The organism is Arenimonas oryziterrae DSM 21050 = YC6267 (assembly GCF_000420545.1).
In the GTDB taxonomy this organism is placed as follows: domain Bacteria; phylum Pseudomonadota; class Gammaproteobacteria; order Xanthomonadales; family Xanthomonadaceae; genus Arenimonas; species Arenimonas oryziterrae.
In genome coordinates this window covers 675,946-701,315 of sequence record NZ_ATVD01000001.1, presented here as the reverse complement: position 1 = coordinate 701,315, position 25,370 = coordinate 675,946, and the positions used below count along the sequence as shown (strand labels likewise).

Below are 25,370 nucleotides of genomic sequence, written 5' to 3'. Positions count from 1 at the left end.
GCGATGGAAGGTGTTTTCGCTCCCCACGGCGAAGGCCGAACATGACAAAGTTTTTTTGCCCCGGCAATGAATTTCGCGGCATGCCAACATGCCCGCGCGCCATGACATCGATAATCACTGGGGCAGGGTTTCTGCCATTGCCGCAACGATGCTGCGATGCAGCGGCGGGCACGGGAAAAACCGGGCGGTTGCCAAAACGTTAGCCGCGCTAACCTTTTTACCCGCGAGGGCTCAAGACGCCCAGCGGCGGTCCCATTGCTGCAGCCAATCCTGCGCCGAGGTCAGTGCCAGGGCCTGGCCCAGCAGCACGCCGAGCGTGTTCGCGAGCGCATCGCGGGCATCCATCATGCGGTAGTCGGTGAGCAGGCCCTGCGCGAATTCCATCGCGATGCCCAAGGCGATCAGAGACAGCGCGGCGCCAAGGCGCGCGCGATGCGTGCGGAAAATCAGCACGGCCCAGGCCGAGAGCGTGCCGTAGGCCAGGCAGTGGCCAATCTTGTCGCTGTCGGGCAGGTCCAGATCCATTTGCGGCGGATGCACCAGCGACAAGGTGATGCACAGCAGCCAGCCGAAGATCCAGACGCCAAGCCACAGACGCGGCCAGGAGAATTCCCGCATCACAGCCTCCGCCTCAGATCGCCCATCGCGAAACTCGCGCCGATGTCCACGCCCCGATGAAAGCCCATGACCTGGAAGCGCTCGCCCATTTCGCCGGGCAGCGTGAGCTTTTTCACTTCCTGATGCCGGCGATAGCGCTCGACCTCGTCGCCGATCTCCTCGATGGCTTCGAGTCGTCCGGTCAGGCCGTTGTTGATCAGGAAACTGGTTTGCGCGCAGTAGCCGGCGAAGTCGAAACCAGCGTGGATACCGGCTTCGGCCAGTGCGGTGAAATCAACGAAAGCGGTGAGGTCCTGCAGTCCGGGCAGGAAAAACGGGTCGCCGTGCGCGTGATGACGGTAGTGGCAGACCAGCGTGCCGTCATTGCGCTCGGGCAGGTAGTACTCGCGACGCGGATAGCCGTAGTCGACGAACAGCATCGCGCCCTCGCCGAGTAGGCCGCCGATCGCCTGGATCCAGTACGGCAGTTGCGGCAACACTTCCGAGCGATAGCCGTCCGGGAAAGGGACTTCCAGATCGCGTTCGATATGCCGCACGGCGGCGCGCAGCAGGGCGTCGGCGGGCTGGTCCACGCGCAGGAATTCGCCGTCGGCATCGAGCACCACGCATTCCTCGTACACCTCGCCCTCATGCATGACGAAACGCGGCGTCGGCAGGGCATCGAGCACTTCATTGGCGAACAGCACGCCGCGCCATGAGGTTTCCGGCGGCGCGTTGAGCCACACGCAGCGGTCGAACAGCGCCGCCGGCAAGGCCGCGCGCAGACGCGCCTGCTGGCGTTCGCGCAAGTCGGCGCTGGGTTCGAGCAACCAGTACTGCGTGGGCAGCACGCCCAGGGTCGCGAAATGGCGCAGCGCCGCCTCGGCAAACGCGCCGCTGCCGCCACCGAGTTCGAAAAACACCGCATCGTCGCCCAGTTGCGCGAAGACCGGCGCGACCGCGTGCGCGATGCATTCGGCGAAGGTCGGGCCGAGTTCCGGCGAGGTGACGAAATCGCCCTCGGCGCCGAATTTCCGCGAACCTGCGCTGTAGTAGCCCAGGCCCGGCGCGTACAGGGCCAGCTCCATGAAACGCGAGAACGGAATCGCACCGCCGGCCTGGTGCATATGCGCCCGGATCAGGCTGACCAGCGCAGCGCTGTGGGCTTGGGCGTCGGGGCCGGGCTCGGGAAGGACGTGCGCAGACATGGATGACATCTTGATCGGACAACGCGCAGGATACCGGCTTTGCCGTCGTCCACGGCAGGTGCCGCCCGGGAGGCCGCATGTCCGAAACACGTCCCGTTGTCCTCGTCACCGGCGCTGCGCGGCGCGTGGGCGCGACCATCGCGCGCGTCCTGCATGGCGCCGGCTACGACCTGGCGATCCATCACCGCCAATCCGGGGTCGAGGCCGCGGCATTGCAGGCCGACCTGGAATTGTCCCGCCCGGGCAGCACCCTGGTGCTGCAGGCGGAACTGGCGCATTTCGACCGCCTGCCCGAGATGATCGCGCAGGTGATCGGCCGCTTCGGCCGCCTCGATGCCCTGGTCAACAACGCGAGCGCGTTCACGCCCACGCCCGTGGGCACGGCGACGCCGGCGATGTGGGATGCGCTGTTTGCGTCCAATGCCCGCGCGCCATTCTTTCTTTCGCAGGCGGCGGCGCCGCATCTGAAAGCGGCCGGCGGCGCCATCGTCAACCTCGTCGATATCTATGCCGAGCGTCCGCTGAAGGAACACACGATCTACTGCATGGCCAAGGCGGCCCTGGCGATGATGACCTTGTCGCTCGCGCGCGAGCTCGGGCCGGAGGTGCGCGTCAACGGCGTCGCGCCGGGCGCCGTGCTCTGGCCTGAAGCAGGCAAGGCCTATGCCGATCAACAAACCCTGATCGCCAATACCGCCTTGCAGCGCAGCGGCAGTCCCGACGACGTGGCCGAAGCGGTTCGCTGGTTGTTGATCGATGCGCGCTACACCACCGGACAGATCATCCGTGTCGACGGCGGGCGCGTGCTGGCGATATGAGCCGCGGGCGCCTTGTGCCCGGATTCATGGGGTCGTGGCGGGCCGTCTCGCCGCCGCCACGACCGGGTTTGCCGAACGCGATCAGTTCGCGCGGAACGCGCTCTGCAGAGCGATGCCCTGGAAGCCGGCCGGAGCCTGGCCGTCGGTCGCGTAACGGTACAGCGCGGCTGAGTAGATGCCGCTCAATGCCGCTTGGTACACGCCGAGCATCAGCACGCTGATGATCGCCAGCACCGCGACGATGATGCCCAGCGTCGGCGACACCGAGAACGCGCCGACCGAGAGCACCGCACCGATCAGGATCACCACGAACATGATCACGCCGAACGCGGCGCCGATGCCGATGTTGCCGATGGCGTTCTCGCCCCAGGTCTGCTTGAGCAGGGAGACGCTCTTCTTGAGCGCATCGATCGGACCGATCTCCTGGCTGACCAGCACCGGCACGACCATGAAGGTCGCCAGCGTCCAGGCCGCACCCAGACCGCTGCCGAGCAGGCGGACCAGGAAGTTGTTGTCCTTGTTTTTCATCGCCTGCAGCAGCATGCCGACCGTCGCGGCGATCGCCGCGTAGCCGAGGATCGCGCCGATGCGCGATTTGGCGATGCCGAAGCCGTCGGCCAGCGTCGGGTTGCCGCCGTCGAGGCGGATCATCGCTGCGCCGACCAGGGCGCAATTGAAGAAGATGATCACGGCGTACTGGCAGAAATAGAACAGGAAGCCCCAGATCATGCCGAACACGCGCGTGCCTTCGCCGTCGAACAGACGCAGCGCGAAAGCGGGAATCACGAAGGTCGCCAACACCAGCAAGGTCGCGATGCTGGAGATGATCGGGAACAGCATCAGCTCCTTGTCGGAGCGCAGGACGGCGGCGCTGGCCTTGACCAGCTCCCAGCTGCGGGAGAACTTCTCGAACATCGTGGCGACTCCGGGTGAATGACGGCGCGATTATGCCGCCTATCGTCCCGCCGGGGGCAAGCGCCGGAAGTCACCTCGGCGCCGGCAGACGCTCAGTCGGGTACGGCAACCGGCGGCGACGCCTGCGCCGGATGCTCGGCCCACAGCTGGGCCAGGCTTCGGCCCGAACGCGGATCGCGAAAGTCCGGGGCGAGGTCGGCCAGGGGTTTGAGCACGAATGCGTGCTGCAGCTCCGGACGCGGGATTTCCAGGTGCCCGGGACCGCGCAGGATCAGGTCGTCGTAGAAAACGATGTCGATGTCCAGCGGGCGGTCGGAAAAACGCGGCACGTCGCGACGTCGTCCGTGCGCATCCTCGAGCGCGTGCAGCCAGGCGTCCAGCGTCGCCGGCGCCAGGTCGGTTTCGATGATCGCGGCGGCGTTGAGGAAGTCGTCGCCGTCGAATCCGACCGCGGCCGTCCGGTAGACCGGCGACGTCTGTACGACGCCGAAGCGCTCGCGCAGTTCGGCGAAGGCGCGGCGCAGATGGCGGGCGGCGTCCTGGTTCGAACCGAGGCTGAGATAGGCGCGGGGCATCGGGCGGGCGTTCGGCGGGCTTGGGCGGCGATCAGGCCGCGCGCGTGCGTTCGAGGATCACGCCGACGGCTTTCGCGCCGCGCACCGCGCCGACCTTGCTCAGCTTCAGGCGCACGCGCGTGACCGCGAATTCCTCGAGGATGATCGCGCAGCAGCGTTCCGCCAGCGTTTCCACCAATCCGAATTCCGATTGTCCGACGAAGTCGATGAGTCGTTTGCTGATCGCCTTGTAGTCGAGCGTGTCGGCGATGTTGTCGCTGGCCGCCGGCTTGCGATTATCCGAATCCATCTCGATGTCGAGCACGATCGGCTGGCGGATCTTGCGCTCCCAGTCGTAGATGCCGATGACGCATTCGATTTCCAGCGCCTCGATGAAAACCTTGTCCATGAATTCTCCTTACACCGGCGGCAAGCTTGCCATGTCCCAGCGTGGCGCCACGGTGACGGTCGCGTCGGCCTGCTGCCCGGACTGCAGGCGCAGGGCGCCGGCGAAGGCGATCATCGCGCCGTTGTCGGTGCAGAAGGCCGGGCGCGGAAAACAGGCGCGGCCGCCGAGTTTGCCGGTCATCTGTTGAAGCTTCGCGCGCAGGCGCAGGTTGGCGCCGACGCCGCCGGCGATGACCAGGGTTCGCGCACCGGACTGCTTGAGCGCGCGTTCGCATTTGATCGCGAGCGTGTCGACGACGGCGTCCTCGAAACCGCGCGCGATGTCCGCACGCGTCTGATCGCTGCGATCGGACGCCTGCCAGGCCAGCAAGACCTGGGTCTTGAGTCCGGAAAAGCTGAAGTCGAGGCCGGGGCGGTCGGTCATCGGCCGCGAGAACTTGAACAGGCCCGGACGCCCCGATTCGGCCAGGCGCGCCAGCTCCGGGCCGCCGGGGTAGGGCAGGCCCATGAGTTTGGCGGTCTTGTCGAAGGCTTCGCCGGCGGCATCGTCCAGGGTTTCGCCGAGCAGGCGGTAGTCGCCGATCGCTTCGACGGCCACGAGCTGGGTATGCCCGCCCGACACCAGCAGGGCCACGAAGGGCGGCTGCAGCGACGGATCTTCGAGCAGGGGGGCGAGCAGATGGCCTTCCATGTGATGCACGCCGATCGCTGGCACCTCCAGTGACCAGGCCAGGGCCCGGCCGGCGGCCGCGCCTACCATCAAGGCGCCGACCAAGCCGGGGCCGGCCGTGTAGGCGACGCCGTCCAGGTCTGCGATATCGAGCCCGGCTTCGCCCAAGGTCTGGCGGATCAGGGGCAGCAGCTTGCGTACGTGGTCGCGGCTAGCCAGTTCCGGCACCACACCGCCGTATTCGGCATGCAGGGCGATCTGGCTGTACAGCGCGTGCGCGCGCAGGCCCGTCTCGGTGTCGTAAACGGCCACCCCGGTCTCGTCGCAGCTGGTTTCGATGCCCAGGACGCGCATGCAACTCCTTGGAATCCCTCGGTTTCCGGGCCTGCCGCCGATCGTGGATCGGGCTTGCAGTCGCCGGGGTCAGACGCGTATCATACGCGGCTCGCCGTCCGGGTTTGTCCGGTTCCAGGCGCCAGCTGTAACTAATAAAGTCTGCGATTTGGAGTTGTCATGCCGTCTGTCAAAGTCCGCGAAAACGAGCCGTTCGAGTTTGCCCTGCGCCGCTTCAAGCGCACCTGCGAGAAGGCCGGTGTTCTGGCCGAGACCCGCAAGCGCGAGTTCTACGAGAAGCCGACGCAAGAGCGCAAGCGCAAGGCCGCCGCCGCGGTGAAGCGTCAGCTGCGTCGCAGCTCGCGCGACGTCACCAAGCGCCAGCGCCTGTACTGAGCCGCTGCGTTTGCCGAGAAGCCGGCCGCGCGCAAGCGTCGCCGGCTTTTCGTGTTTCTGGGCGTATCAACGTCCCTGTTGAAGAGCCCGGCCATCCCTGGCCGGACTTTCAAATAACACCGGAGATCCCATCATGTCCCTGAAAGCCAAGCTCGTTGAAGACATGAAGACCGCGATGAAGGCCGGCGAGAAGGATCGCCTGGGCGTGATTCGCCTGGTCCAGGCCGACATCAAGCGGCGCGAAGTCGACGAGCGCATCGAGGCCGACGACGCGGTCGTGCTCGCGATCCTGGAAAAGGCGGTCAAGCAGCGCAAGGATTCGATCTCGCAGTTCGAAGCCGCCGCGCGCGAGGATCTCGCTGCCATCGAGCGCTACGAGCTGAGCGTCATCCAGGCCTATCTGCCGGCGCAGATGAGCACGGCGGAAGTCGAAGCCGCCGTTGTCGCCTCGATTGCCGAATCCGGTGCCACCGGTCCGCAGGACATGGGCAAGGTCATGGCCGTGCTCAAGCCGAAGGTCGCCGGTCGCGCCGACATGGGCGCGTTGTCGGGCCTGGTCAAGGCCAAGCTCGCCGGCTGAGGTTTCCCGTCGGGGCGCCGCTGCATGGCATCCTAGCCGTCCATGGCCCGCCTCTCCGACGCCTTCATCGATGACCTGCTCGCGAGGACCGACCTCGTCGAGATCATCGGCACGCGCGTGCCGCTCAAGCGCCAGGGGCGCGAGTATTCCGCGCGTTGTCCCTTCCACGACGAACGCTCGCCGAGTTTCACGGTGTCGCCGACCAAGCAGTTCTATCACTGCTTCGGTTGCGGCGCGCACGGCACCGCCATTTCCTTCCTGATGAACTACGACCGGCTCGAGTTTCTCGATGCCGTCGAAGAACTGGCCAAGCGTGTCGGCGTCGAAGTCCCGCGTGACACGCGCGCGAGCAACGAAGACGGCGAATCCCGCGATCTGTACGCGGCGCTCGATGCCTCGGCGAAATTCTTCCAGACGCAGCTGGCGCAGAATCCGAAGGCGCAGGCGTATCTGGAGCGTCGCGGCGTCGATGCCGAGAATTGCGCGCGCTTCGCGATCGGCTATGCGCCGGAAGGATTCAACGGCCTCAAGGACGCGCTCGGTACCGACGAGCGCCGCCTGCGTCTGCTCGACAAGAGCGGCATGCTGTCCAAGAACGACAGCGGCCGGGTCTACGACAAGTTCCGCGACCGCGTCATGTTCCCGATTTTCGATCGCCGTGGCCGCGTCATCGCATTCGGCGGTCGCGTGCTGGAAAAGGACGACGGCCCGAAGTATCTCAATTCGCCCGAGACCGCGCTGTTCCACAAGGGCCGCGAACTCTATGGCCTGTGGCAGGTACGTCAGGCGCACGCGAAGATCCCGCGACTGATCGTCGTCGAGGGCTACATGGATGTGGTCGCGCTGTTCCAGTACGGCGTGACGCAGGCGGTGGCGACCTTGGGCACGGCGACGACGCCCGATCATGCCGAGCTGCTGTTTCGTAATGCCGCCGATGTGTATTTCTGTTTCGATGGCGACAAGGCCGGCCGTGGCGCGGCCTGGAAAGCGGTCGAATCGATCCTGCCGCGCATGCGCGACGGGCGTCAGGCGTTTTTCCTGTTCCTGCCCGACGGCGAAGACCCCGACACGATCGTACGCAGCGAAGGGGCGGCGGGCTTCGACGCACGCCTGCATGACGCGACCTCGCTCAGCGAGTTCTTCTTCAACGAGCTGTCCAAGGACGTGAACCTGCATTCGCTCGAGGGCAAGGCGCGGCTGGCCGAACGCGCGAAGCCCTATCTCGCGAACGTGCCCGACGGCGCGTTCCGCGATCTCATGCAGCAGCGCCTGACCGAAATCACCGGCGTTGGCGCGCGTGCACCGTCCGCGCCGACACCGTCACCGCCGCCGGCGCGCACCTCCCGGGGGACGCCGGCGCCCAAACAAAGCCTCGTCCGTGCCGCGATCACGCTGTTGCTTCAGCAACCGGCGCTGGCGCAGGCGATCGAACCGCCGTATCTGTTCGGCGTGCTGCGGCAGCCGGGCGTGGCCCTGCTGGTGGAACTGATCGCCCTGGTGCGCGAGCGTCCGGACATCGGCACGGGCGGCATTCTCGATCATTTCGACGGGCGTGAAGAACAGGCGGCTTTGCAGAAGCTCGCGGTGCACTCCCTGCCCGGCAACGAGGCGCACTGGCGCGAGGAATTCCTGGACGCGCTGGCCCAGCTCGACCGGCAGACGCGCCAGCAGCGCGAGGACGAACTGAAGACCCGCATCAACGAGGTCGGCATGACCGGCCTGACCCCCGCAGAAAAAAGCGAGCTGCGCGAACTGCATTCCCCGCGCCGCTAGCTTCCGTGGGTTCACGACGTCCGGACGTGTCCGGCCCATCGCGGGCTTGCCGTTGTCTCCGGGGTCACTGTCCGGAGCCCTGCCATGCGTCGTTTCCTGTTTGCCCTGCTTTGCCTTTTGCCCGTCCTGGCCCAGGCCGATGCGACCGTTCCGAACAAGGACGTCGACGGCGCGCGCGATCTGCCATTCCTCAAGCGCTACGAGGGCAGCTTCATCGTCAACTACGAACAGAAGGCCTTCGACCAGCTGGTGATTCCGCTGTCGACGTTGCAGCCGGTGCCCGACAAGACCGACCGCATGAACAACCGCGTGCTCGAGCCGCAGAAGAAGGTCGTTGCCGAAGGCCGCTACACGCGACTTCTGTACGTCGTGCCGGACGGCCGTTCGCCGCTGGAAGTGGTGCGCAATTACGTCGACGAGATTCGCGCGGCCGGCGGCACGGCGCTGTATTCGTGCAAGAACACCGACTGCGGCGGCGACCTGCAAGGCAATGATCACGGCGGCGGCACGCAGGGCCTGCTGGAGAAACTGTATCCGCAGGAGCGCGTGAAGGCGCAGAACTTCACCAATGGCAATTGCGCCAGCACCATGGACATCAGCGAGCAGCGCTATGTCGCCTTCAAGGTGCCGACCGCGAACGGCGATGCGCATGTCGCCCTGCTTGTGTACTCGGTCGAGGACGACCTGTACTGCAAGGCGCTCAACAACTACACCGTCGCGATGGTCGTGGTCATCGAACCGAAGGCACGCGAGCAGCGCATGGTCACCGTCAGTGCCGCGGAGATGGCGCAGTCGTTGAACGCCAGCGGCCGCATCGCGCTGTACGGCATCTTCTTCGACACCAACAAGACCGATATCAAGCCCGAATCGACCCCGGCGCTGGAACAGATCGCCGCGCTGCTGAAATCCGATCCCGCGCTGAAGGTCTACATCGTCGGCCACACCGACAACGTCGGCAATCAGGCGGCGAATCTGGACCTGTCCAAGCGGCGCGCGAACGCCGTCGTGGCGGCGCTCGTTGGCCAGTACGGCGCGCGTGGAGCCCAGATGGAAGCGGCCGGTGTCGGCATGCTCTCGCCCGTCGCCAGCAACGACGACGACGCGGGCCGGGGCAAGAACCGGCGCGTGGAGCTGGTGAAGAAGTAGTCGCGCGCTTCGGCGATCAGCGCACCGGCTGGAATTCGATTCCGGCCGGTGCCGCGGCCCCGGCCAGACCCGGCAACAGCCAGTGGTCGACCAGCAGGAAAGCGAACAGCGCCATCAGATACCAGATTGAATAGCCGAACACCTGCATCGCGAACGCTTCCGACGGCGGCTTGAGCAGGCGGATCGCGTAGTACAGAAACACCGCGCCGAGTACCAGCGCGCCGCCCAGATAGAACACGCCGCTCATGCCGGCGATCCAGGGCAGCAGGGTCACCAACACCAGCAGCACGGTGTAGAACAGGATCTGCCAGCGCGTGTATTGCACGCCGTGCGTCACCGGCAGCATCGGGATCATCGCGCGGGCGTAGTCTTCGCGCCGGAAAATCGCCAGCGCCCAGAAATGCGGCGGCGTCCACACGAAGATGATCAGGAACAGCAGCAGGGCGTATTCGTAGTGATGCGTCGTCACTGCGACCCAGCCCAGCACGGGCGGCGCCGCGCCGGCGGCACCGCCGATGACGATGTTCTGCGGCGTCGCGCGCTTGAGCCAGCCGGTATAGACGATTGCGTAGCCAATCAACGATGCGAAGGTCAGCAGCGCGCACAAGCCGTTCACGAACACGATCAGCAGCAGCATCGACACACTGCCCAGCACGATCGCGAACAGCAGCACCTGGCGCGAACTCAGCGAGCCGGTCGGCAACGGCCGGTGCGAGGTGCGCGCCATGAGCGCATCGATGCGCTGGTCGAGCAGGTGATTGATCGCCGCTGCGGACGCGGCCGCCAGCCAGATGCCGAGACTGCCGAACACCAGCGCCCGCCACGGCGGCAGGAACGAGGGCAGGCCGGGCGCGGGCGTGGCAAGAAACATGCCGATGATCGCGGTGAACACGATCAGCGCGACAACGCGCGGCTTGGTCAGTTGCCAGTACTGGCTGAATGCGATGGTCATGAGGTCAGGAGGCCGGGGTCATTCGGGGGCACGCAGGCGCGCGAGCAGGCCGACGATGACGAACAGCAGCAGGGCCGCTCCCGCCGTATGCGCCGTCGCCACCCACAGGGGCAGGCTGTAGATCACGTTGCTGATGCCGAGGGCGACCTGGGCGCACAGCAACACGGCGAGCACGACACCCCAGTAGCGCAGGCCGTGCGTGGTGATCATGCGGATCGCCACGATCAGCAGGTGTCCGAACACCAGCACGGCCATGCCGCGGTGCGCGAGCTGGATCGCCACGCGCGCCGGACCGTCGAGCACGCCGCCTTCGTAGTCCACGCCGATACCGCGCCACAGCACGAAGGCTTCGCGGAAATCGTGCGCGGGCCACCATTGCCCCAGGCAGCGCGGGAATTCGCTGCCGCAGGCGAGCGCGGCGTAGTTGCTACTCGTCCAGCCTCCGAGGGCGATCTGCAACACGAGCAGGGCCAGGCCGATCCAGAGCAGGCGCCGCAGTTTGGGCGCGATGCCTTGCACCAAGGCGGTATCGGGCGTCGAGCCCCAGGCCATCCAGGTCAGCAGGGAGAAAGTCGCCATGCCGCCGAGCAGATGTGCCATGACCACGACGGGCTTGAGTAGCCAAGTTACCGTCCACATGCCGAGCATGGCCTGGAATATCACCACCATCAGCGTGACCGTGGCCAGGCGTGAATAGTCGTTGTTCGACCAGCGGATTGCGCTGATCAGCAGGATCAACTCGCCGCTGACCGCCAGCGTGGCCGCCGGTGTGTACATCTGCTTGATGTAGGCGACGATGGAAATCGCGACCAGCGCTGCGGCCACGCCGATGCTCGCGAGGCCCTGCGGACGGCGTCGCGCCGCGATCAAGCTCAGGATCAGGATCAGCAGGCCGAGCGTCGCCGCGAGATGGCGATGGAACTGCTCGCGCCAGGTCTTGCTCGATTCCACGGCGCGATCGAATACCGCATTCGCCTGCGCGACCTCATGCTCGTGCACGGGCCAGGTGGCGCGGCCGTAGCAGGTAGGCCAGTCCGGGCAGCTCAGACCGGCATTGGACAGGCGCACGAAAGCGCCGAACACCACGATGGCGAAGGCCAGCAACACGGCCGCCCAGGCGAGGCGGTGGAAATGGCGGTAGGTAGGGGTCATCGTCGGTCCCGCGCGGAATGCGGCAGTTTATTTCAGGAGGCGGCCCAAGTCCTTGCGCAAGCCGCTCGGATTGAATCCGGGCGGATAGCGCAGGGCGAGGAAGCCGTCGGGATCGACCAGGTAAACCGGCAGCGAATCCGGTCGCGCGACATCGGGCAGGGCGGCGACGAACTCGGGATTCGCGGCCATCGGCACCAGGGCGCGGAAGCGCTCGCTCTGCGCGGGCACCTCGCCGAACCACAGCAGTTCGATGCGGTCCGCCTGGCGGCCTTCGGAGAACCAGACGCGATGCAGGGTGTCGAGCATGCGCGCGCAGGGCTCGCCGCAGTTCGCCGGCGCCACGAACACGAGCTGCCAGCGTTGTTTGTCCGGCGCCCAGGCATACGGACGGCCGTCGGCGCGCTGCAGCGGAATGCCGGCGAGGGGTTTGGGCGGTTGCAGCAGTTCGCCGAAGTTGCGGCTGCCCGCCGGCGTCCAGCCGGTGAAGAACAGGAAGGCGGCGATGCCGAACGAGCTGAAGAACATCGCCACGATGAGCAGCAAGGTCAGGCGCGAACGCCATTGGGAAGTCGGAGCAGGAAGATTCATGGGCGGGGACGACGAAGGCTCAGGAAGAGGGCGAAAGCGAAAGTGGCCGCAGCCAGGCCGAACCATTGCAGGGCATAGCCGCGATGGCGTTCCGGGGGCAGGGTATTGGGCAGCACGTCGAGATCGCGTGCGTAGCCGAGCGGGAATTCCGGATCGAGGCGCAACACGCGCGGCGCCAGCTCGACCTTCAGCGCCTTCGACAGGGCCGGCAGATCCACCCGGGTCAGCAACCAGCGATCAGGCTGCGCTTCGACATAGGCCGGCCCCAGGGCCAGGCCGGTGGCCGGCGGCGGCGTCAGCAGGCCTTCGATGACCAGGGACTGCCGGATCGCCGAGACCTCGGGCAGATCGCGCTGACCGTCCATGCGCAGCCAGCCCAGGTCGACCAGCAGGGCCTGCCCGGGCTGCGGCTGGAACACGCGGAACACCCGCACGCCGACGGCGTCGCCGCGGCGCTGGTTGTCCAGCAGCAGGGCCGGGGCCTCCAGGAAGCGGCCGCTGCCGCGAGTCCAGGCATAGGGTTGGTCTGTGGGCAGGTCTTTTGCCGCCGCGAGCGGTTGCGCCGCACGCTCGGCCAGCACCCGGCTCACGGCATCGAGCATCGCCTGCTTTTCCACGGCACGCGACAGCTGCCACCGGCCGAGCAGGGCGAAACCGGCGATCAAAGCCAGCGCAAACAGCCACAGCAGGGCGGGTGATTTCCTCACCCGCGGCCCCATATCACCGATAATGACGGCATCGTCGCAAGGCAGGACAACATCGTGCAGAAGTTGCTAATCATCGCTTTCCTGATCGTGATCCTGTGGAACCTCGGTGCAGGCCTCTATTACATGATGGTCGACAAAGGCACGACCAACCGCACGGTGAAATCGCTGAGCTGGCGCATCGGCCTGTCCGTCGGCCTCATCCTGCTGGTGGCGCTGGGCATCTATACGGGTTGGATCAAGCCGCACGGCATCTACCAGTAACGATCCGTTCGCATTGAAACAAAAGGCCGGCATTGCCGGCCTTTTGCTTGTCCATCGAACCGCGCGCGTCGCCGCGCGTCCGGTCAAAGAACGTAGACGAACAGGAACAGGCCCAGCCACACCACGTCGACGAAGTGCCAGTACCAGGCCACGGCTTCGAACGCGAAATGGTGGTCGTTGCTGAAATGGCCCTTCGCGCAGCGCAGCCAGATCACCGCGAGCATGATCGCGCCCAGGGTCACGTGCATGCCGTGGAAACCGGTGAGCATGAAGAAGGTCGAACCGTAGATGCCCGAACCCAGGGTCAGGTTCAGCTCGGTGTAGGCCTCGTGGTATTCGGTCGCCTGGAAGTACAGGAACAGCGCGCCCAGCAGCACCGTCGCGCCCAGCCAGACCAGCAGCGACTTGCGGTGCGCCTGCTTGAGCGCGTGATGCGCCATCGTGATCGTCACGCCCGACGTCAGCAGGATCAACGTGTTGAGCAGGGGCAGGCCCCAGGCCGGAATCGTCTCGTAGCTGCCGCCGATGTTGCCCGGGCCGTTCGCCGGCCAGCCGGCGGTGTAGCCGTTGTAGAGGAATTCGTTGGTCAGCGCACCGTCGCCCACGCCCGAAAGCCACGGCAACGCGAACTGGCGGGCGTAGAACAGCGCACCGAAGAACGCCGCGAAGAACATGACCTCGGAAAAGATGAACCACATCATGCCCATGCGGAACGAGGTGTCGACCTGGGCGTTGTACTTGCCCTGCAGCGACTCCGCGATCACGTCGCCGAACCAGCGGCCGAGCACCAGCAGCAGCATCGCGATGCCGACGAAGAACACCTTCTGGCCCCAGTCGTGACCGTTCATCCAGTTGGCGACGCCAATCATGGTGGTGAACAGCGCGATCGAGCCCAGGAAGGGCCATCCACTGTGATGGGGAACGTAATAAGCGCTAGCGTCGTGCTGGGTCTGTGCCATGGGGATTCCCCGGGTTTCCTGATGTCTGGCCGGTCAAGGCGCGGTGCGGACCGCCGCGACCGGGGCCGCCGGCGCGTTCAGCTGCGCCGTGGCCGTGTCGTTGAGGTAGAAAGTATAAGACAGAGTGATCGTCGAAACGTCCCCGGGCAGGGACGGATTGACGATGAAACGCACCGGCATCAGACGTTCTTCGCCTGCCTTGAGGGTCTGCTGGGTGAAGCAGAAGCATTCGGTCTTGTTGAAGAAGCTCGATGCCTGCACCGGCGCGATCGAAGGCGCAGCATTGCCGACCAGGTTCTCGGCCGACTCATTGCGGGCGACGTAGAAGGCCTCGTACTGCTGGCCCGGATGCACGTCCATGCTCGACAGCTGCGGACGGAAGGCCCAGGGCAGCTTGGAATTCACGGTGCCGTCGAACTGCACGCGCACGGTGCGATTAGCGTCGATTTTCACGTCCGCCAGCTGTTCCTGGCCGGCGGCGCCGCGTTCGAGCTTGATGCCGAACACCTTTTCGCAGGCGACGTTGTAGAGCGGCACCAGCGAAAACGCGAACACGAACGAGCCCGCCGAGATCAAGGCGATGCGCTTGAGCGTGCCGGCGAGTTCGGGAGTCATTTCGAGCTCAGTACAGAGAACAGGAAAACGCCGTAGGACGTCAGCGCGCAGGCGATCAGGATCATCACCGTGCGGCGGATCGCCTTGCGGCGCGGATCGTTGTTGGCGGGAGATTGGGAGGCGTTCATGCGGGGGCCTTACGCAGGCATCCCCGGCGGACCGGGGATGCGCGCTCGCTTAGTGCGTGATGTCGCCGTGGGCCAGATCGCCGTCACGGATAACCGGCGGCGTGCTGAAGGTATGGTGCGGAGCCGGCGAGGGCACCGTCCATTCCAGGCCGCGGGCATTTTCCCAGGAGCGGTCGGCCGCCTTGACGCCGCCGGTAGCGGCCTTCCAGACGATGTAGGCGAACAGCAACTGGCTGATGCCGAAACCGAAGCCGCCGATCGACGACCACATGTTGAAGTCGGCGAAAGCCGGGTTGTAGTCGGGCACGCGACGCTGCATGCCGGCCAGGCCCAGGAAGTGCTGCGGGAAGAACAGCAGGTTCACGAAGATCGTGCTCAGCCAGAAGTGCCACTTGCCGAGCGTCTCGTTGTACATGTGGCCGGTCCACTTCGGCAGCCAGTAGTACACGCCGGCCATGATGCCGAAGATCGCGCCGGTGACGAGCACGTAGTGGAAGTGCGCGACGACGAAATAGGTGTCGTGGTACTGGAAGTCGGCCGGCACGATCGCCAGCATCAGGCCCGAGAAACCGCCGATGGTGAACATGATCACGAAGCCGAGCGCGAACAGCATCGGCGTTTCGAAGCTGATCGAGCCGCGCCACAGCGTGGTCGCCCAGTTGAACACCTTCACGCCGGTCGGCACCGCGATCAGCATCGTCGCGTACATGAAGTACAGCTCGCCGCCGAGCGGCATGCCGACGGTGAACATGTGGTGCGCCCAGACGATGAAGGACAGGAACGCGATCGACGCGGTCGCGTACACCATGGCCTGGTAGCCGAACAGCGGCTTGCGAGCGAAGGTCGGGATGATTTCCGACACGATGCCGAACGCCGGCAGGATCATGATGTAGACCTCGGGGTGACCGAAGAACCAGAAGATGTGCTGGAACATCACCGGGTCACCGCCGCCGGCGGCATTGAAGAAGCTCGTGCCAAAGAACTTGTCGGTCAGCAGCATCGTGACCGCGCCGGCGAGCACCGGCATGACCGCGATCAGCAGGAACGCGGTGATCAGCCAGGTCCAGACGAACACCGGCATCTTCAGCAGGTCCACGCCCGGGGCGCGCATGTTGAGGATGGTCGCGATGATGTTGATCGCGCCCATGATCGAGCTGACACCCATCAGATGCACGGCGAAAATCAGGAACGCGGTGTTGTTGCCGCCCTGCAGCGACAGCGGCGGGTACATCGTCCAGCCGCCAGCCGGGCCGCCGCCGCCGATACCGAACGCGACCTGGAGGATCAGCGGCATCAGCAGCAGGGTGAACGCGAACGGCATGATCCAGAAGGACCAGTTGTTCATGCGCGGCAGCGCCATGTCGGGCGCGCCGATCATCAGCGGCACCATCCAGTTGGCCAGGCCGACGAAGGCCGGCATGACCGCGCCGAAGATCATCACCAGCGCGTGCGTGGACGTCATCTGGTTGAAGAATTCCGGCGACATCAGCTGCAGGCCGGGCTGGAACAGCTCGGCACGGATCAGCATCGCCATCGCGCCGCCGATGAAGAACATCACCAGCGAGAACACCAGATACAGCGTGCCGATGTCCTTGTGGTTGGTGGAATTGAACCAGCGCTGGAAGAAGCTCTGCTGGTGACCGTGGTCGTGACCGTGGTCGTCGTGGGCGGCGCTGTGGTTAGCCATGTCGCTTGCCTCTGTAGTTCGTTCGTATGTCGTGTCGGTTCGGGTCGTCGAAAGCGCGTCGTCGGCCGGGCATCAGCCGGCGCTGGCGGCCTTCTCGGCGTCGGCGGCCGCCGGCGCGGCGGCCGGGGTTTCCGCAGGCGTTTCGGCCGGCGCGGCGACCGGTGCGGCGGCGGGAGCCGGCGACGGCTTCTGCGCGGCCAACCAGGCCTGGTATTCGGCCTTGGGCACGACCTTGACCACGATCGGCATGAAGCCATGGTCCTTGCCGCACAGCTCGGCGCAGACGCCACGGTAAGTGCCCGGTTCCTTCACTTCGGTCCAGGCTTCGTTGATCACGCCCGGAATCGCGTCCTGCTTCCAGCCGAGGGCCGGAACCCACCAGGCGTGGATGACGTCGTCGGCGGTGATCACGAAACGGATGCGGGTGTCGGCCGGCAGCACCAGCGGATGATCGACGTCGCGCAGGTAGTGGTCCTTGGCGGCGATCTGGGCCTGGGTCGCGTCGGCGTTCTGACGCAGGGCGTCGGAGTCGCGGTCGAGACGGCTGATGTAGCTCACGTCCTGGTCGACGTATTCGTAGCGCCACATCCACTGGTAACCGGTGATCTTCACGGTCATTTCCGACGGCGTCGGATCGTGGCTGGCGTTGTATTCGGCCATGACCAGCTTGGTCGCCGGGATCGCCGAGCCGATCAGGATCAGCACGGGGATCGTGGTCCAGATCAATTCCAGCGTCGTGCTGTGGGTGAAGTTCTTGTCCGGCACCGCGCCCTTGGAGTGGCGGAACTTGAACATCGCGTAGGCCATCGCGCCGAACACGATCACGCCGATCACCACGCAGATCCAGAACATGATCATGTGCGCCTGGTAGGCGTTGTGCGCCGTCTGGGTCACGCCCGGCGTCATGTTTAGCTGCCAGCGCTGCGGCTCGGTCGGGTGGGTCGCCGTACTGGCGGCCAGTACCGACTGGGCGGACAAGCCCATCAGGACGATGGCGCAACGCAGGGCGCGTGTGGCTTTCGAAGCTGCATTCATCGGAACCTACCTCAAGCTGTGATCTGCAAGCTGGTCGTGCCCTCGGGCCCCGGCCAGCAACTGTTTCAACCGATGGGCGAGGCCTTGGCGCTCCCCGTGATCGAGGAACGACGCGACTTCGACCTCCTCCCCAACGCGAGCGTGTCGCCTCGCGCCTGTCCGGATTCCTTGCCCCGCGGCCGCCGCACCCGTGACGGATGCACGCTCCGTGCACGCCAGGGCCGCAGCGAAGCCGAACGTCCAGCCGGCCTGGGCCAACGGGAGCGGCTCTGTCGCAGTGGCCCCAAGCGCATGTCGATGGCCGGAAACCCGCGAATTTTACGCCCCGGCCCTGCTGCGGGGCAAGCCGAGTACGGCGACGTACGGCCTTCACGGTGCGGGTTTCGTCTTCACCGGCAGACGGTCCTGCGCAGGCGACGCGGCTTTGCCGGCCTGCGCCCCGACGACTAGAATGACCGGCTTCGCGGACCTTGCCTGCCGTCCGCCCCACTTCCGACGGGATCGCCGTGACGCCCATCCTCAGCCCCGAATTGCCCGTGGCGGTGTCGCCGCTCCGGCAGCGCATCACCGATGCCTATCTGCGCGACGAGACCGAGCACCTGGCCGAATTGCTCGAGCAGGCCCGGCTCCCCGATGCCGACCAGGCTGCCGTGCAGGCCACTGCCGTCGCGCTGGTGCAGCGCACCCGGGTGCGCGCCTCGGATCCGGCGATGGTCGAAGCCTTCATGCGCGAATACGACCTGAGTTCGGAAGAGGGCGTGCTGCTGATGTGCGTGGCCGAGGCCCTGCTGCGCATTCCCGACCAGGCGACCGCCGACAAGCTCATCCGCGACAAGCTTGGCGATGCGGACTGGGATTCGCATGTCGGCCAGTCGAGCTCGGTGCTGGTCAATGCCTCGACCTGGGGTCTGATGCTCACCGGGCGCGTGGTCAACCTGGCCGGTGATATCCAGCGCGACGTGTTCGGTTCCTTCAAGCGCCTGATCGGCCGCATGGGCGAACCCGCGATCCGGCTCGCCGTGCGTCAGGCGATGCGCATCATGGGCCATCAGTTCGTGATGGGCCGGACCATCGGCGAAGCGCTGGAGCGCTCGCGCAAGGGCGACAACGCCCACTACCGCTATTCCTTCGACATGCTCGGCGAAGGCGCGTTCACCGCCAAGGATGCCGCGCGTTACCTCGAAGCCTACCGTCAGGCGATCAAGGCGATCGGCTCCGGCGGCCCGTATCCGGACGTGTTCGCGGCGCCGTCGATTTCGGTGAAATTGTCCGCGCTACATCCGCGCTACGAACTGGCCAAGCGCGCCCGCGTGCAGGCCGAACTGACGCCGCGCGTGCTCGAACTCGCGCAGCTGGCGAAGGCGCAGGGCATCGGCTTCACGATCGACGCCGAAGAATCGGAGCGTCTGGAACTGTCGCTCGACGTCATCGGCGGCGCTTTCCTCGACACGTCCCTCGACGGTTGGGAAGGCTACGGCCTCGCCGTGCAGGCTTACCAGAAGCGCGCGCCGTTCGTGATCGACTATCTGGTCGCGCTCGCGCGCCAGGCTGGCCGGCGCATGCCGATGCGCCTGGTCAAGGGCGCGTACTGGGATTCGGAAATCAAGAAAGCGCAGATGGACGGCCTCGGCGGCTATCCGGTCTTCACGCGCAAGCCCAATACCGACGTCAGCTATCTCGCCTGTGCGCGCAAGATGCTTGCCGCCAGCGATGCGCTGTATCCGATGTTCGCCACGCACAACGCGCAGACCATCGCCGCAATCCACCGCATGGGCGCGGGCAAGGCGTTCGAATTCCAGCGTCTGCATGGCATGGGCGATCACCTTTACGCCGAAACGATCGGCAAGGACCAGCTCGACGTCGCCTGCCGCGTATACGCGCCGGTCGGTTCGCACGAAGACCTGTTGCCCTACCTGGTGCGTCGCCTGCTCGAGAATGGCGCCAACTCCAGCTTCGTCAACCGCATCACCGACGAGACCTTGCCACCGTCAGAGCTCGTCGCCGATCCGGTCGCCACCGTCGCCGCTTTCGACAGCAAACCCCATCCCCGCATCCCGCAGCCACTCGCCATCTTCGGCGAGGAGAGGAAGAATTCCATGGGCGTCAATCTCGCCAACGACAAGGACCTGCAGGCGCTCGCCGACAGGATCAATGCGGCCATCAAGTCCTGGAGCGCGGCGCCGCTGGTGCCGGGTGCAAGCGGCGGCGGTGCGATGAACGACGTTACCAATCCGGCCGATCGCCGCGACAAGGTCGGCCAGTGGCAGGCCAGCAATGCCGCGCAGGTCGAGCGCGCGCTGATCAATGCCCGCGCCGCATTCAACAGCTGGGATCTGACCCCGGCCGCCAGCCGCGCGAAGATCCTCGAGCATGCTGCCGATCTCATGGAAGCGCGTATGCCCGAGTTGATCGCGCTGTGCGTGAAGGAAGCGGGCAAGTCGCTGTCGGCCTCGGTCGCGGAAGTACGCGAAGCCGTCGATTTCTGCCGCTACTACGCCGTGCAGGGCCGCAAGCTGTTCGGCCAGCCGGAGAAACTGCCGGGACCGACCGGCGAATCGAACGAACTGCAGTTGCACGGTCGCGGCGTCTTCGTCTGCATCAGTCCGTGGAATTTCCCGCTGGCGATTTTCATGGGCCAGATCGCCGCGGCGCTCGCCGCCGGCAATACGGTCATCGCCAAGCCTGCAGAGCAGACCACGCTGATCGCGTATCTCGCGGTGAAGCTGTTGCACGAAGCCGGCGTGCCGGAAAACGTGCTGCAGTTCCTGCCCGGCGACGGCGCCACCGTCGGTGCGGCGCTGACCCGCGATCCGCGCGTGGCCGGCGTGGTGTTCACCGGCTCGACCGATACCGCCTGGGCGATCAATCGTGCGCTCGCCGCGCGCAACGCGCCGCTCGCGACGCTTATCGCCGAAACCGGCGGCCAGAACGCACTCATCGCCGATTCGTCCGCGTTACCCGAACAACTGGTCAAGGACGCGATGGTCGCGGCCTTCGATTCGGCTGGTCAGCGCTGTTCGGCGGCGCGCATCCTGTTCGTGCAGGCCGACATCGCCGACAAGGTCATCCACATGCTCGCTGGTGCGATGGACGAACTCGTTGTCGGCGATCCGGCGCTGCTGTCGACCGACGTCGGTCCGGTCATCGACGAAGATGCGCGCGCTCTGCTGGTTGCGCATGCCGAGCGCATGGCCAAGGAAGCCAAGCTCATCAAGGAAATCCCGTTGCCCGCGGCTTGCGCGCACGGCAGCTTCTTCGCGCCGCGCGTGTATGAACTCACCGCGCTGTCGCAGCTGACGCGCGAAGTGTTCGGTCCGGTGCTGCACGTGATCCGCTACCAGGCCGACGAACTCGACCAGGTACTCGCCGCGATCAATGCGACCGGCTACGGCCTGACCCTGGGCATTCATTCGCGCATCGACTCGACCGTGCAGCACATCGCCCGCAACGTGCATGTCGGCAATTGCTACGTGAATCGCAACCAGATCGGCGCCGTCGTCGGCGTGCAGCCTTTCGGCGGCGAAGGCCTCAGCGGCACCGGTCCGAAAGCCGGCGGTCCGCACTATCTGCTGAAGTTCGCTTCCGAACGCACGCTCACCGTCAACACGACGGCCGCCGGCGGCAACGCGTCCTTGTTGACCCTGGCCGACTGATTCGCGCGTCAGGACGGCCCGGCGGGTGTCATTGCCGGGCCGCGCCAGTGCTTGGTCCGGCGTGGCGGGCCGGGACAGGATTCCCTCGACGGACAGCTCGGGTTATTGTCTGTCCGGGCGCATCCGCGCCCCTCGATTGCCATACCTGGGGAAGGGGAAAACGATGGGTACCGCACTTTATTTCATTGGCATCATCTTGTCCGCCGTCGGCGGCATCTGGATTCTGGTCAATGCCTTCAAGACGAGCATTCTCTGGGGCCTGGGCTCCCTGTTCGTTCCGTTCGTGTCGCTGATCTTCGCGATCATGCATTGGGAACAGAACAAGAAGCCGTTCCTCATCTGCATCGCGGGCATTGTCGTGATGGTGCTGGGAATCTTCATGGGTGCTGGCGCCGGCATGATGGCGGCGCAGCAGATGCCCACTTCCTGATCGAAGCCACCGTGCGTAGAAAGCCCGGCTTCGGCCGGGCTTTTTTATGCGTCAGAGCGTCCTGACGCGATTGCGGCCATCGGCCTTGGCGCGATACATCGCCTGATCGGCGAGCGTCAGCAAATCACCGTCTTCCGCCGCCGTGCCCGTCAGCACGCTCACGCCGATGCTCGCGGTCACCGCGCGGTGCGGCCAGGCCGCCGATTCGATGCCATGGCGGATGCGCTCGGCCAATGCGAGCGCGCCCTCGGCATCCACGTCCGACAGTAGCACCACGAATTCCTCGCCGCCGGGGCGCGCCGCGTAGTCCTCGCCGCGTATGCACTCGCGCAGGCAGGCGGCGACCTGCTCGAGCGCAGTGTCGCCGGCGGCATGACCAAAGCTGTCGTTGTAGCTCTTGAAGTGATCGACATCGATCGCAAGGGCGGCGACGGCTTCGTGATGCCGCACGGCATGCGCCACGCGCGAGGCCATCTGTTCGTCGAGTCCGCGGCGATTGCCCAGACCGGTCAGGGGGTCGGTCAGGCTCAGCTGTTCGTAGCGCGTGGCCATGTCCAGCAGTTCGGTCTGGTAGGTCGCCAGGCGCTCTTGCTCCATGCGCTGCTCCGTGCAGTCGGAGATGAGCCCGATGATGTGCGTGACATTGCCGAAGTCGTCGAGGATCTGGCGGCTGGTCGCGCGAATCCAGGCGATCTCGCCGCCAAAGCGGACCACGCGGAATTCGGAAGGCGTGTTGTCGTTGAGTTCGATCGCACGCTGCAGCTTGGTCATCACCATCTGGCGATCGTCGTCGTGCACGCGCGACAGGAACGATTCGAAGGTGCCGGGGAACTCGCCGATCGAAAAGCCGAGCAGTTTTTCGTAGTTGCCCATGAGCTCGGCGCGGTTGGTGCGCACGTTGTGCTCCCACATGCCCATCCTGGCCGAGTCCAGCGCCAGCTCCAGGCGATAGCGGTCGCGTTCGGCGGTCGCACGTTGCCGGTGAAGTTCGAACAGCGCGCGTACTTGCCGCGCCAACACGTCCAGCATGTCGTGTTGCCAGGGCGCCAGGATGCGCGGCTTCTGGTCGATCACGCACAGCGTGCCGAGGGCATTGCCGGCATCGGTGACGATCGGGACGCCGGCGTAGTAGCGGATATGCGGATCGCCGGTCACGTTGGGATAGTCGGCAAAGCGCGGATCGCTCTGCGCATCGCGGACTTCGAAGATCTCGTCGGGCGTCAGGATGGCATGCGCGCAGAAGGACATGCTGCGCGGCGTTTCGTCGTCGGTGATGCCGTGTTTGGCCTTGAACCACTGGCGGTCGGCATCGACCAGGGTGATCGTCGCCATCGGCGTTTCGCAGATCACACTGGCCAGGCGCGCGATGTCGTCGTAAACCGCCTCGGGCAAGGTATCGAGCAGCCGCAGCTCGTCGAGTTCGGCCAGACGGTCGGTTTCGTTGCTCGGCAAGGCAGCAGGCCGCATGCGGAACCTCGTGGAATGGTCTCTATCTTCACTCTGAATACACGCCCGCGGCGTAGAGACGGAGTGAAGACTTCAGACCGTCATCGACGGGGATGGTTTCAGGGGGCGATCAGGTCGGCGAGGCGGAATTCGTGCGGATCGCGATACAGCAGGGACCGCCAGGCGCTGCTGCGCTCGAAGGGTTTCCACTTGCCTTCGGGTTGCGCGAGGCGATCGGCGATCGCCCAGAGCACGGCGGGGTTCGCGCCCATGCCCAGGTGAGTCGCGCTCACTTCGATGTTCTCGGCGATGCGCGTTTCCTGCGCCAGACTCATGCGCCAGTTCACGATGCCATCGGTCTTGCTCATGATCGAGGTCGTCGGCACGCTGGGTTTGCCGTCGACGAGTTCCATCAAGCGCGGGTCATCGTGACGGAATCCGCTGACCAATTCGAAGATGCGCCAGACATTGGTGCCCTTGGGATGTCCGGTCAGCGGCGAGCCAAGCGTGACCACTTGCCGGATGCGGTCGGGCATGCGCAAGGCCAGTGCATTGGCCATCGCGCCACCGAGCGACCAGCCGACCAGACTGACTTTCTGGCCATGCTTGTCCTGCAGAAAACGTACCTTGTCGACGAGTCCCTTGATGATGTGATCGCGCGGCCCGAAATTCGGGCCCTGTTCCCAGGGACTGGCGGCGTAGCCGAGCTGGCTCAGGAACCGGCGCAACGGCCAGGTGCTGTGGTCTCCCGCAACCAGGCCCGGCAGCACGAGCACCGGATGGCCATCGCCGCGGGGCGCGTTCTTGAGCCAGGGCCAGGCAAGGGCGAACGAAGCCCATTCGAACATCGCACGACCTTCCATGGCGAGCAGCAGAGGCGACGGTGGTTTCATCGGTTGATGGGTCCGGGGGCGCTTGCGCGCGGGGGGTTTGGCTTTCATTCGGGCAGACGTTCGCACAGTTCGTGGAAAGAGTCAGCGATCGCGTCGGCGACGAGTTCGGGCCGCGCCACGATGTCCTTGCAGGCGGTCAGGCCAAACTCTAGCTGGCCGGCATAGCTCTGAACCGTGAAGTTGATCGCGAGTCCGTGCGTGACGATGGATACCGGATAGTAGTGATTCAGTTTCGCACCGGCCAGATACAAGGGAATCGGCGGTCCGGGGACGTTGGAAATCGCCACGTTGGCCAGCGGCGGCAGGCGCTCGGCGATGCGGCCGCGCGCCCACAATCGCGATAGCCCGGCGGCCCAGATCGGTGCGGCAAGGCCAGGGAAGTCGGTCGGAATCAGGTCCTTAAAGGCGGCGACGCGTTGTTTGATCTGCGCGGTCGAAGCGCGGATCGCCTGCAGTCGCGCCACCGGGTCGGCGATGTTCGTCGCCAGCGAACACTGCACCATCGACACCTGGTTGTTGACCTCCTGGTTGCCGGCCTCGCGCAGCGATACCGGCATCGCCGCGACCAGGGATTTCGCCGGCAGTTTTTTCGATGACAGCAGCAGGTCGCGCAAGGCGCCGGCGCACACGGCCATCACGACGTCGTTGAGACTTGCGCCGAAACCGCGGGCGACGCGCTTGACCTCGTCCAGCGGCAGGGACACGGCGGCGTAGCTACGATCCGGTCCGATCTGCTGGTTGAACACCGTGCGCGGCGCCAGCAACAGGTTTTCGCGCAGGCTGCCGAGCATGCCGGCCGCCTGGCCGACACTGCCGGCGAGCTTGAGCGTGGCGGGCAGGGCGCGCAGAAGCTTTGCGAATTGCCCCACCGTCGACCGCGTGGCGACGCGCGCGAGATCGCGTTTGCGCAGGCGTGCCGGGGTCGGCGCGTCCGGCGTCTTCTTGCGTCGTGCGGCAGGTTTGGCTTCGACGTCGAGCAGTGCCTGTGCCAGCGCGATGCCGCCCTGGCCATCGAGCAGGGCGTGGTGGATGCGCGAATACAGCGCGACGACGCCGGGCTCGACATTGTCGATGACCACGAACTCCCACATCGGCCGATCGCGCGGCAGCATGCCCGAATGCAATTTGCCGACCAGGGACATCAGCTTCTTGCGACCGCCGGTACCAGGCAGCTTGCGGCGTTTGACCTGCGACTGCAGGTCGATGTCCTGCGCTTCGCTCCACATCGGATGGCCTAGATCTAGCGGTGCCTCATGCAGCACGCGGCGCAGCGCCGGCGCGCGCGGCAGGCGTTCGGCCAGATGAGCAATGAGCGCAGTGCGGAAATCGTAGCCGCGTCGCTTGGGCAGTTCGATCAGCATCACGCTGCCGAATTGCATCGGCGTGCCCGCGGCCTCGAGATAGAGAAAGCCGGCATCGAGGCCGGAAAGCGCTGCGAGTCGTTTCGCCATGAACCGAAGATACTC

Annotated in this window: 26 protein-coding genes; 8 read left to right on the top strand and 18 right to left on the bottom strand. The window is 65.7% G+C overall.

Features of this window, described 5'->3' with window-relative positions; genetic code table 11:
• Positions 1–231: 231 nt before the first annotated feature.
• Positions 232–618, bottom strand: a complete 387-nt coding sequence (locus G467_RS0103575) for a VanZ family protein (RefSeq protein ID WP_022968358.1) — start codon at positions 616–618, stop codon at positions 232–234.
• Positions 618–1,805, bottom strand: coding sequence for a class I SAM-dependent methyltransferase (locus G467_RS0103570; protein ID WP_022968357.1), 1,188 nt, complete (start codon positions 1,803–1,805; stop codon positions 618–620). Before G467_RS0103570 ends, G467_RS0103575 begins: the two co-directional genes overlap by 1 nt.
• A 77-nt stretch (positions 1,806–1,882) precedes the next feature.
• Between G467_RS0103570 and G467_RS0103565 the strand changes: the two genes are divergently transcribed.
• On the top strand, positions 1,883–2,623 hold the full coding sequence (locus G467_RS0103565; RefSeq protein ID WP_022968356.1) for a pteridine reductase: 741 nt from the start codon (positions 1,883–1,885) through the stop codon (positions 2,621–2,623).
• A gap of 81 nt (positions 2,624–2,704) precedes the next feature.
• Here the strand turns inward: G467_RS0103565 and G467_RS0103560 are convergent, their stop codons facing one another.
• From G467_RS0103560 to tsaD, 4 genes are all read right to left on the bottom strand, one after another.
• Positions 2,705–3,538, bottom strand: a complete 834-nt coding sequence (locus G467_RS0103560; protein WP_022968355.1) for a DUF6159 family protein — start codon at positions 3,536–3,538, stop codon at positions 2,705–2,707.
• Between the two features lie 92 nt (positions 3,539–3,630).
• Entirely contained in the window at positions 3,631–4,113 is a 483-nt protein-coding gene (gene folK / locus G467_RS0103555; RefSeq protein ID WP_022968354.1) for a 2-amino-4-hydroxy-6-hydroxymethyldihydropteridine diphosphokinase, read from the bottom strand.
• Between the two features lie 31 nt (positions 4,114–4,144).
• Entirely contained in the window at positions 4,145–4,501 is a 357-nt protein-coding gene (gene folB, locus G467_RS0103550; protein WP_022968353.1) for a dihydroneopterin aldolase, read from the bottom strand.
• Positions 4,502–4,510: 9 nt separating this feature from the next.
• The gene (gene tsaD / locus G467_RS0103545) at positions 4,511–5,524 is read right to left on the bottom strand and encodes a tRNA (adenosine(37)-N6)-threonylcarbamoyltransferase complex transferase subunit TsaD (protein ID WP_022968352.1); all 1,014 of its coding nucleotides are present in this window, start codon (positions 5,522–5,524) and stop codon (positions 4,511–4,513) included.
• A 159-nt stretch (positions 5,525–5,683) separates the two neighbouring features.
• Between tsaD and rpsU the strand changes: the two genes are divergently transcribed.
• From rpsU to G467_RS0103525, 4 genes are all read left to right on the top strand, one after another.
• Positions 5,684–5,899, top strand: a complete 216-nt coding sequence (gene rpsU, locus G467_RS0103540; RefSeq protein WP_002808376.1) for a 30S ribosomal protein S21 — start codon at positions 5,684–5,686, stop codon at positions 5,897–5,899.
• Between the two features lie 133 nt (positions 5,900–6,032).
• Entirely contained in the window at positions 6,033–6,479 is a 447-nt protein-coding gene (locus G467_RS0103535) for a GatB/YqeY domain-containing protein (protein ID WP_022968351.1), read from the top strand.
• A gap of 42 nt (positions 6,480–6,521) precedes the next feature.
• Positions 6,522–8,252, top strand: a complete 1,731-nt coding sequence (gene dnaG, locus G467_RS0103530) for a DNA primase (protein WP_022968350.1) — start codon at positions 6,522–6,524, stop codon at positions 8,250–8,252.
• Positions 8,253–8,336: 84 nt separating this feature from the next.
• Complete coding sequence (locus tag G467_RS0103525) at positions 8,337–9,398, top strand: OmpA family protein (RefSeq protein WP_022968349.1); 1,062 nt, start codon at positions 8,337–8,339, stop codon at positions 9,396–9,398.
• Between the two features lie 16 nt (positions 9,399–9,414).
• Here G467_RS0103525 and cyoE read toward each other — a convergent pair whose 3' ends face one another.
• The 4 genes from cyoE to G467_RS0103505 are packed head-to-tail and all read right to left on the bottom strand — an operon-like array spanning position 9,415 to position 12,797.
• Entirely contained in the window at positions 9,415–10,350 is a 936-nt protein-coding gene (gene cyoE, locus G467_RS0103520) for a heme o synthase (RefSeq protein WP_022968348.1), read from the bottom strand.
• Between the two features lie 18 nt (positions 10,351–10,368).
• A complete protein-coding gene (locus tag G467_RS0103515; protein WP_022968347.1) occupies positions 10,369–11,502 on the bottom strand; it encodes a COX15/CtaA family protein in 1,134 nt (377 codons plus the stop codon).
• A gap of 27 nt (positions 11,503–11,529) precedes the next feature.
• A complete protein-coding gene (locus tag G467_RS0103510) occupies positions 11,530–12,090 on the bottom strand; it encodes a hypothetical protein (RefSeq protein ID WP_022968346.1) in 561 nt (186 codons plus the stop codon).
• Positions 12,087–12,797, bottom strand: coding sequence for an SURF1 family protein (locus G467_RS0103505; RefSeq protein ID WP_022968345.1), 711 nt, complete (start codon positions 12,795–12,797; stop codon positions 12,087–12,089). The genes G467_RS0103510 and G467_RS0103505 overlap by 4 nt, the downstream gene beginning before the upstream one ends.
• A gap of 54 nt (positions 12,798–12,851) precedes the next feature.
• On the opposite strand from G467_RS0103505, the gene G467_RS0103500 reads away from it, so the two are divergent.
• Positions 12,852–13,058 carry a twin transmembrane helix small protein gene (locus tag G467_RS0103500; protein WP_425386817.1) on the top strand — a complete coding sequence of 69 codons (207 nt, stop codon included), beginning with the start codon at positions 12,852–12,854 and terminating at the stop codon, positions 13,056–13,058.
• 83 nt (positions 13,059–13,141) lie between these two features.
• On the opposite strand, the gene G467_RS0103495 is transcribed toward G467_RS0103500, so the two are convergent.
• The 5 genes from G467_RS0103495 to coxB form a co-directional block, all read right to left on the bottom strand.
• Positions 13,142–14,017, bottom strand: a complete 876-nt coding sequence (locus tag G467_RS0103495; protein WP_022968344.1) for a cytochrome c oxidase subunit 3 — start codon at positions 14,015–14,017, stop codon at positions 13,142–13,144.
• 33 nt (positions 14,018–14,050) lie between these two features.
• Positions 14,051–14,632 (bottom strand): cytochrome c oxidase assembly protein, encoded by a 582-nt coding sequence (locus tag G467_RS0103490; protein ID WP_022968343.1) that lies wholly within the window; start codon positions 14,630–14,632, stop codon positions 14,051–14,053.
• Positions 14,629–14,760: a hypothetical protein gene (locus G467_RS18395; protein ID WP_022968342.1), complete on the bottom strand. Its 132-nt coding sequence runs from the start codon at positions 14,758–14,760 to the stop codon at positions 14,629–14,631. The genes G467_RS0103490 and G467_RS18395 overlap by 4 nt, the downstream gene beginning before the upstream one ends.
• Positions 14,761–14,809: 49 nt before the next feature.
• On the bottom strand, positions 14,810–16,447 hold the full coding sequence (ctaD, locus tag G467_RS0103480) for a cytochrome c oxidase subunit I (RefSeq protein ID WP_022968341.1): 1,638 nt from the start codon (positions 16,445–16,447) through the stop codon (positions 14,810–14,812).
• A gap of 72 nt (positions 16,448–16,519) precedes the next feature.
• Entirely contained in the window at positions 16,520–17,482 is a 963-nt protein-coding gene (gene coxB / locus G467_RS0103475) for a cytochrome c oxidase subunit II (protein WP_022968340.1), read from the bottom strand.
• A gap of 470 nt (positions 17,483–17,952) precedes the next feature.
• On the opposite strand from coxB, the gene putA reads away from it, so the two are divergent.
• Both putA and G467_RS15230 read left to right on the top strand, forming a co-directional pair.
• Positions 17,953–21,135, top strand: coding sequence for a bifunctional proline dehydrogenase/L-glutamate gamma-semialdehyde dehydrogenase PutA (putA, locus tag G467_RS0103465; RefSeq protein WP_245559027.1), 3,183 nt, complete (start codon positions 17,953–17,955; stop codon positions 21,133–21,135).
• Positions 21,136–21,298: 163 nt separating this feature from the next.
• Entirely contained in the window at positions 21,299–21,565 is a 267-nt protein-coding gene (locus G467_RS15230; protein ID WP_022968337.1) for a hypothetical protein, read from the top strand.
• Positions 21,566–21,616: 51 nt separating this feature from the next.
• Here the strand turns inward: G467_RS15230 and G467_RS0103455 are convergent, their stop codons facing one another.
• The 3 genes from G467_RS0103455 to G467_RS15225 all read right to left on the bottom strand — a co-directional run bounded on the left by G467_RS0103455 (position 21,617) and on the right by G467_RS15225 (position 25,355).
• Positions 21,617–23,032: a sensor domain-containing diguanylate cyclase gene (locus G467_RS0103455; RefSeq protein WP_022968336.1), complete on the bottom strand. Its 1,416-nt coding sequence runs from the start codon at positions 23,030–23,032 to the stop codon at positions 21,617–21,619.
• Between the two features lie 98 nt (positions 23,033–23,130).
• Positions 23,131–23,904 (bottom strand): esterase/lipase family protein, encoded by a 774-nt coding sequence (locus tag G467_RS0103450; protein WP_022968335.1) that lies wholly within the window; start codon positions 23,902–23,904, stop codon positions 23,131–23,133.
• A 44-nt stretch (positions 23,905–23,948) separates the two neighbouring features.
• Complete coding sequence (locus G467_RS15225) at positions 23,949–25,355, bottom strand: wax ester/triacylglycerol synthase family O-acyltransferase (protein ID WP_022968334.1); 1,407 nt, start codon at positions 25,353–25,355, stop codon at positions 23,949–23,951.
• Positions 25,356–25,370 lie beyond the last annotated feature (15 nt).

Coding starts and splice junctions, on each gene's coding strand:
- G467_RS0103575 (WP_022968358.1), bottom strand. CDS start 618: ATGCGGGAATTCTCCTGGCCGCGTCTGTGGCTTGGCGTCTGGATCTTC.
- G467_RS0103570 (WP_022968357.1), bottom strand. CDS start 1,805: ATGTCTGCGCACGTCCTTCCCGAGCCCGGCCCCGACGCCCAAGCCCAC.
- G467_RS0103565 (WP_022968356.1), top strand. CDS start 1,883: ATGTCCGAAACACGTCCCGTTGTCCTCGTCACCGGCGCTGCGCGGCGC.
- G467_RS0103560 (WP_022968355.1), bottom strand. CDS start 3,538: ATGTTCGAGAAGTTCTCCCGCAGCTGGGAGCTGGTCAAGGCCAGCGCC.
- folK (WP_022968354.1), bottom strand. CDS start 4,113: ATGCCCCGCGCCTATCTCAGCCTCGGTTCGAACCAGGACGCCGCCCGC.
- folB (WP_022968353.1), bottom strand. CDS start 4,501: ATGGACAAGGTTTTCATCGAGGCGCTGGAAATCGAATGCGTCATCGGC.
- tsaD (WP_022968352.1), bottom strand. CDS start 5,524: ATGCGCGTCCTGGGCATCGAAACCAGCTGCGACGAGACCGGGGTGGCC.
- rpsU (WP_002808376.1), top strand. CDS start 5,684: ATGCCGTCTGTCAAAGTCCGCGAAAACGAGCCGTTCGAGTTTGCCCTG.
- G467_RS0103535 (WP_022968351.1), top strand. CDS start 6,033: ATGTCCCTGAAAGCCAAGCTCGTTGAAGACATGAAGACCGCGATGAAG.
- dnaG (WP_022968350.1), top strand. CDS start 6,522: ATGGCCCGCCTCTCCGACGCCTTCATCGATGACCTGCTCGCGAGGACC.
- G467_RS0103525 (WP_022968349.1), top strand. CDS start 8,337: ATGCGTCGTTTCCTGTTTGCCCTGCTTTGCCTTTTGCCCGTCCTGGCC.
- cyoE (WP_022968348.1), bottom strand. CDS start 10,350: ATGACCATCGCATTCAGCCAGTACTGGCAACTGACCAAGCCGCGCGTT.
- G467_RS0103515 (WP_022968347.1), bottom strand. CDS start 11,502: ATGACCCCTACCTACCGCCATTTCCACCGCCTCGCCTGGGCGGCCGTG.
- G467_RS0103510 (WP_022968346.1), bottom strand. CDS start 12,090: ATGAATCTTCCTGCTCCGACTTCCCAATGGCGTTCGCGCCTGACCTTG.
- G467_RS0103495 (WP_022968344.1), bottom strand. CDS start 14,017: ATGGCACAGACCCAGCACGACGCTAGCGCTTATTACGTTCCCCATCAC.
- G467_RS0103490 (WP_022968343.1), bottom strand. CDS start 14,632: ATGACTCCCGAACTCGCCGGCACGCTCAAGCGCATCGCCTTGATCTCG.
- G467_RS18395 (WP_022968342.1), bottom strand. CDS start 14,760: ATGAACGCCTCCCAATCTCCCGCCAACAACGATCCGCGCCGCAAGGCG.
- ctaD (WP_022968341.1), bottom strand. CDS start 16,447: ATGGCTAACCACAGCGCCGCCCACGACGACCACGGTCACGACCACGGT.
- coxB (WP_022968340.1), bottom strand. CDS start 17,482: ATGAATGCAGCTTCGAAAGCCACACGCGCCCTGCGTTGCGCCATCGTC.
- G467_RS15230 (WP_022968337.1), top strand. CDS start 21,299: ATGGGTACCGCACTTTATTTCATTGGCATCATCTTGTCCGCCGTCGGC.
- G467_RS0103455 (WP_022968336.1), bottom strand. CDS start 23,032: ATGCGGCCTGCTGCCTTGCCGAGCAACGAAACCGACCGTCTGGCCGAA.
- G467_RS0103450 (WP_022968335.1), bottom strand. CDS start 23,904: ATGAAACCACCGTCGCCTCTGCTGCTCGCCATGGAAGGTCGTGCGATG.
- G467_RS15225 (WP_022968334.1), bottom strand. CDS start 25,355: ATGGCGAAACGACTCGCAGCGCTTTCCGGCCTCGATGCCGGCTTTCTC.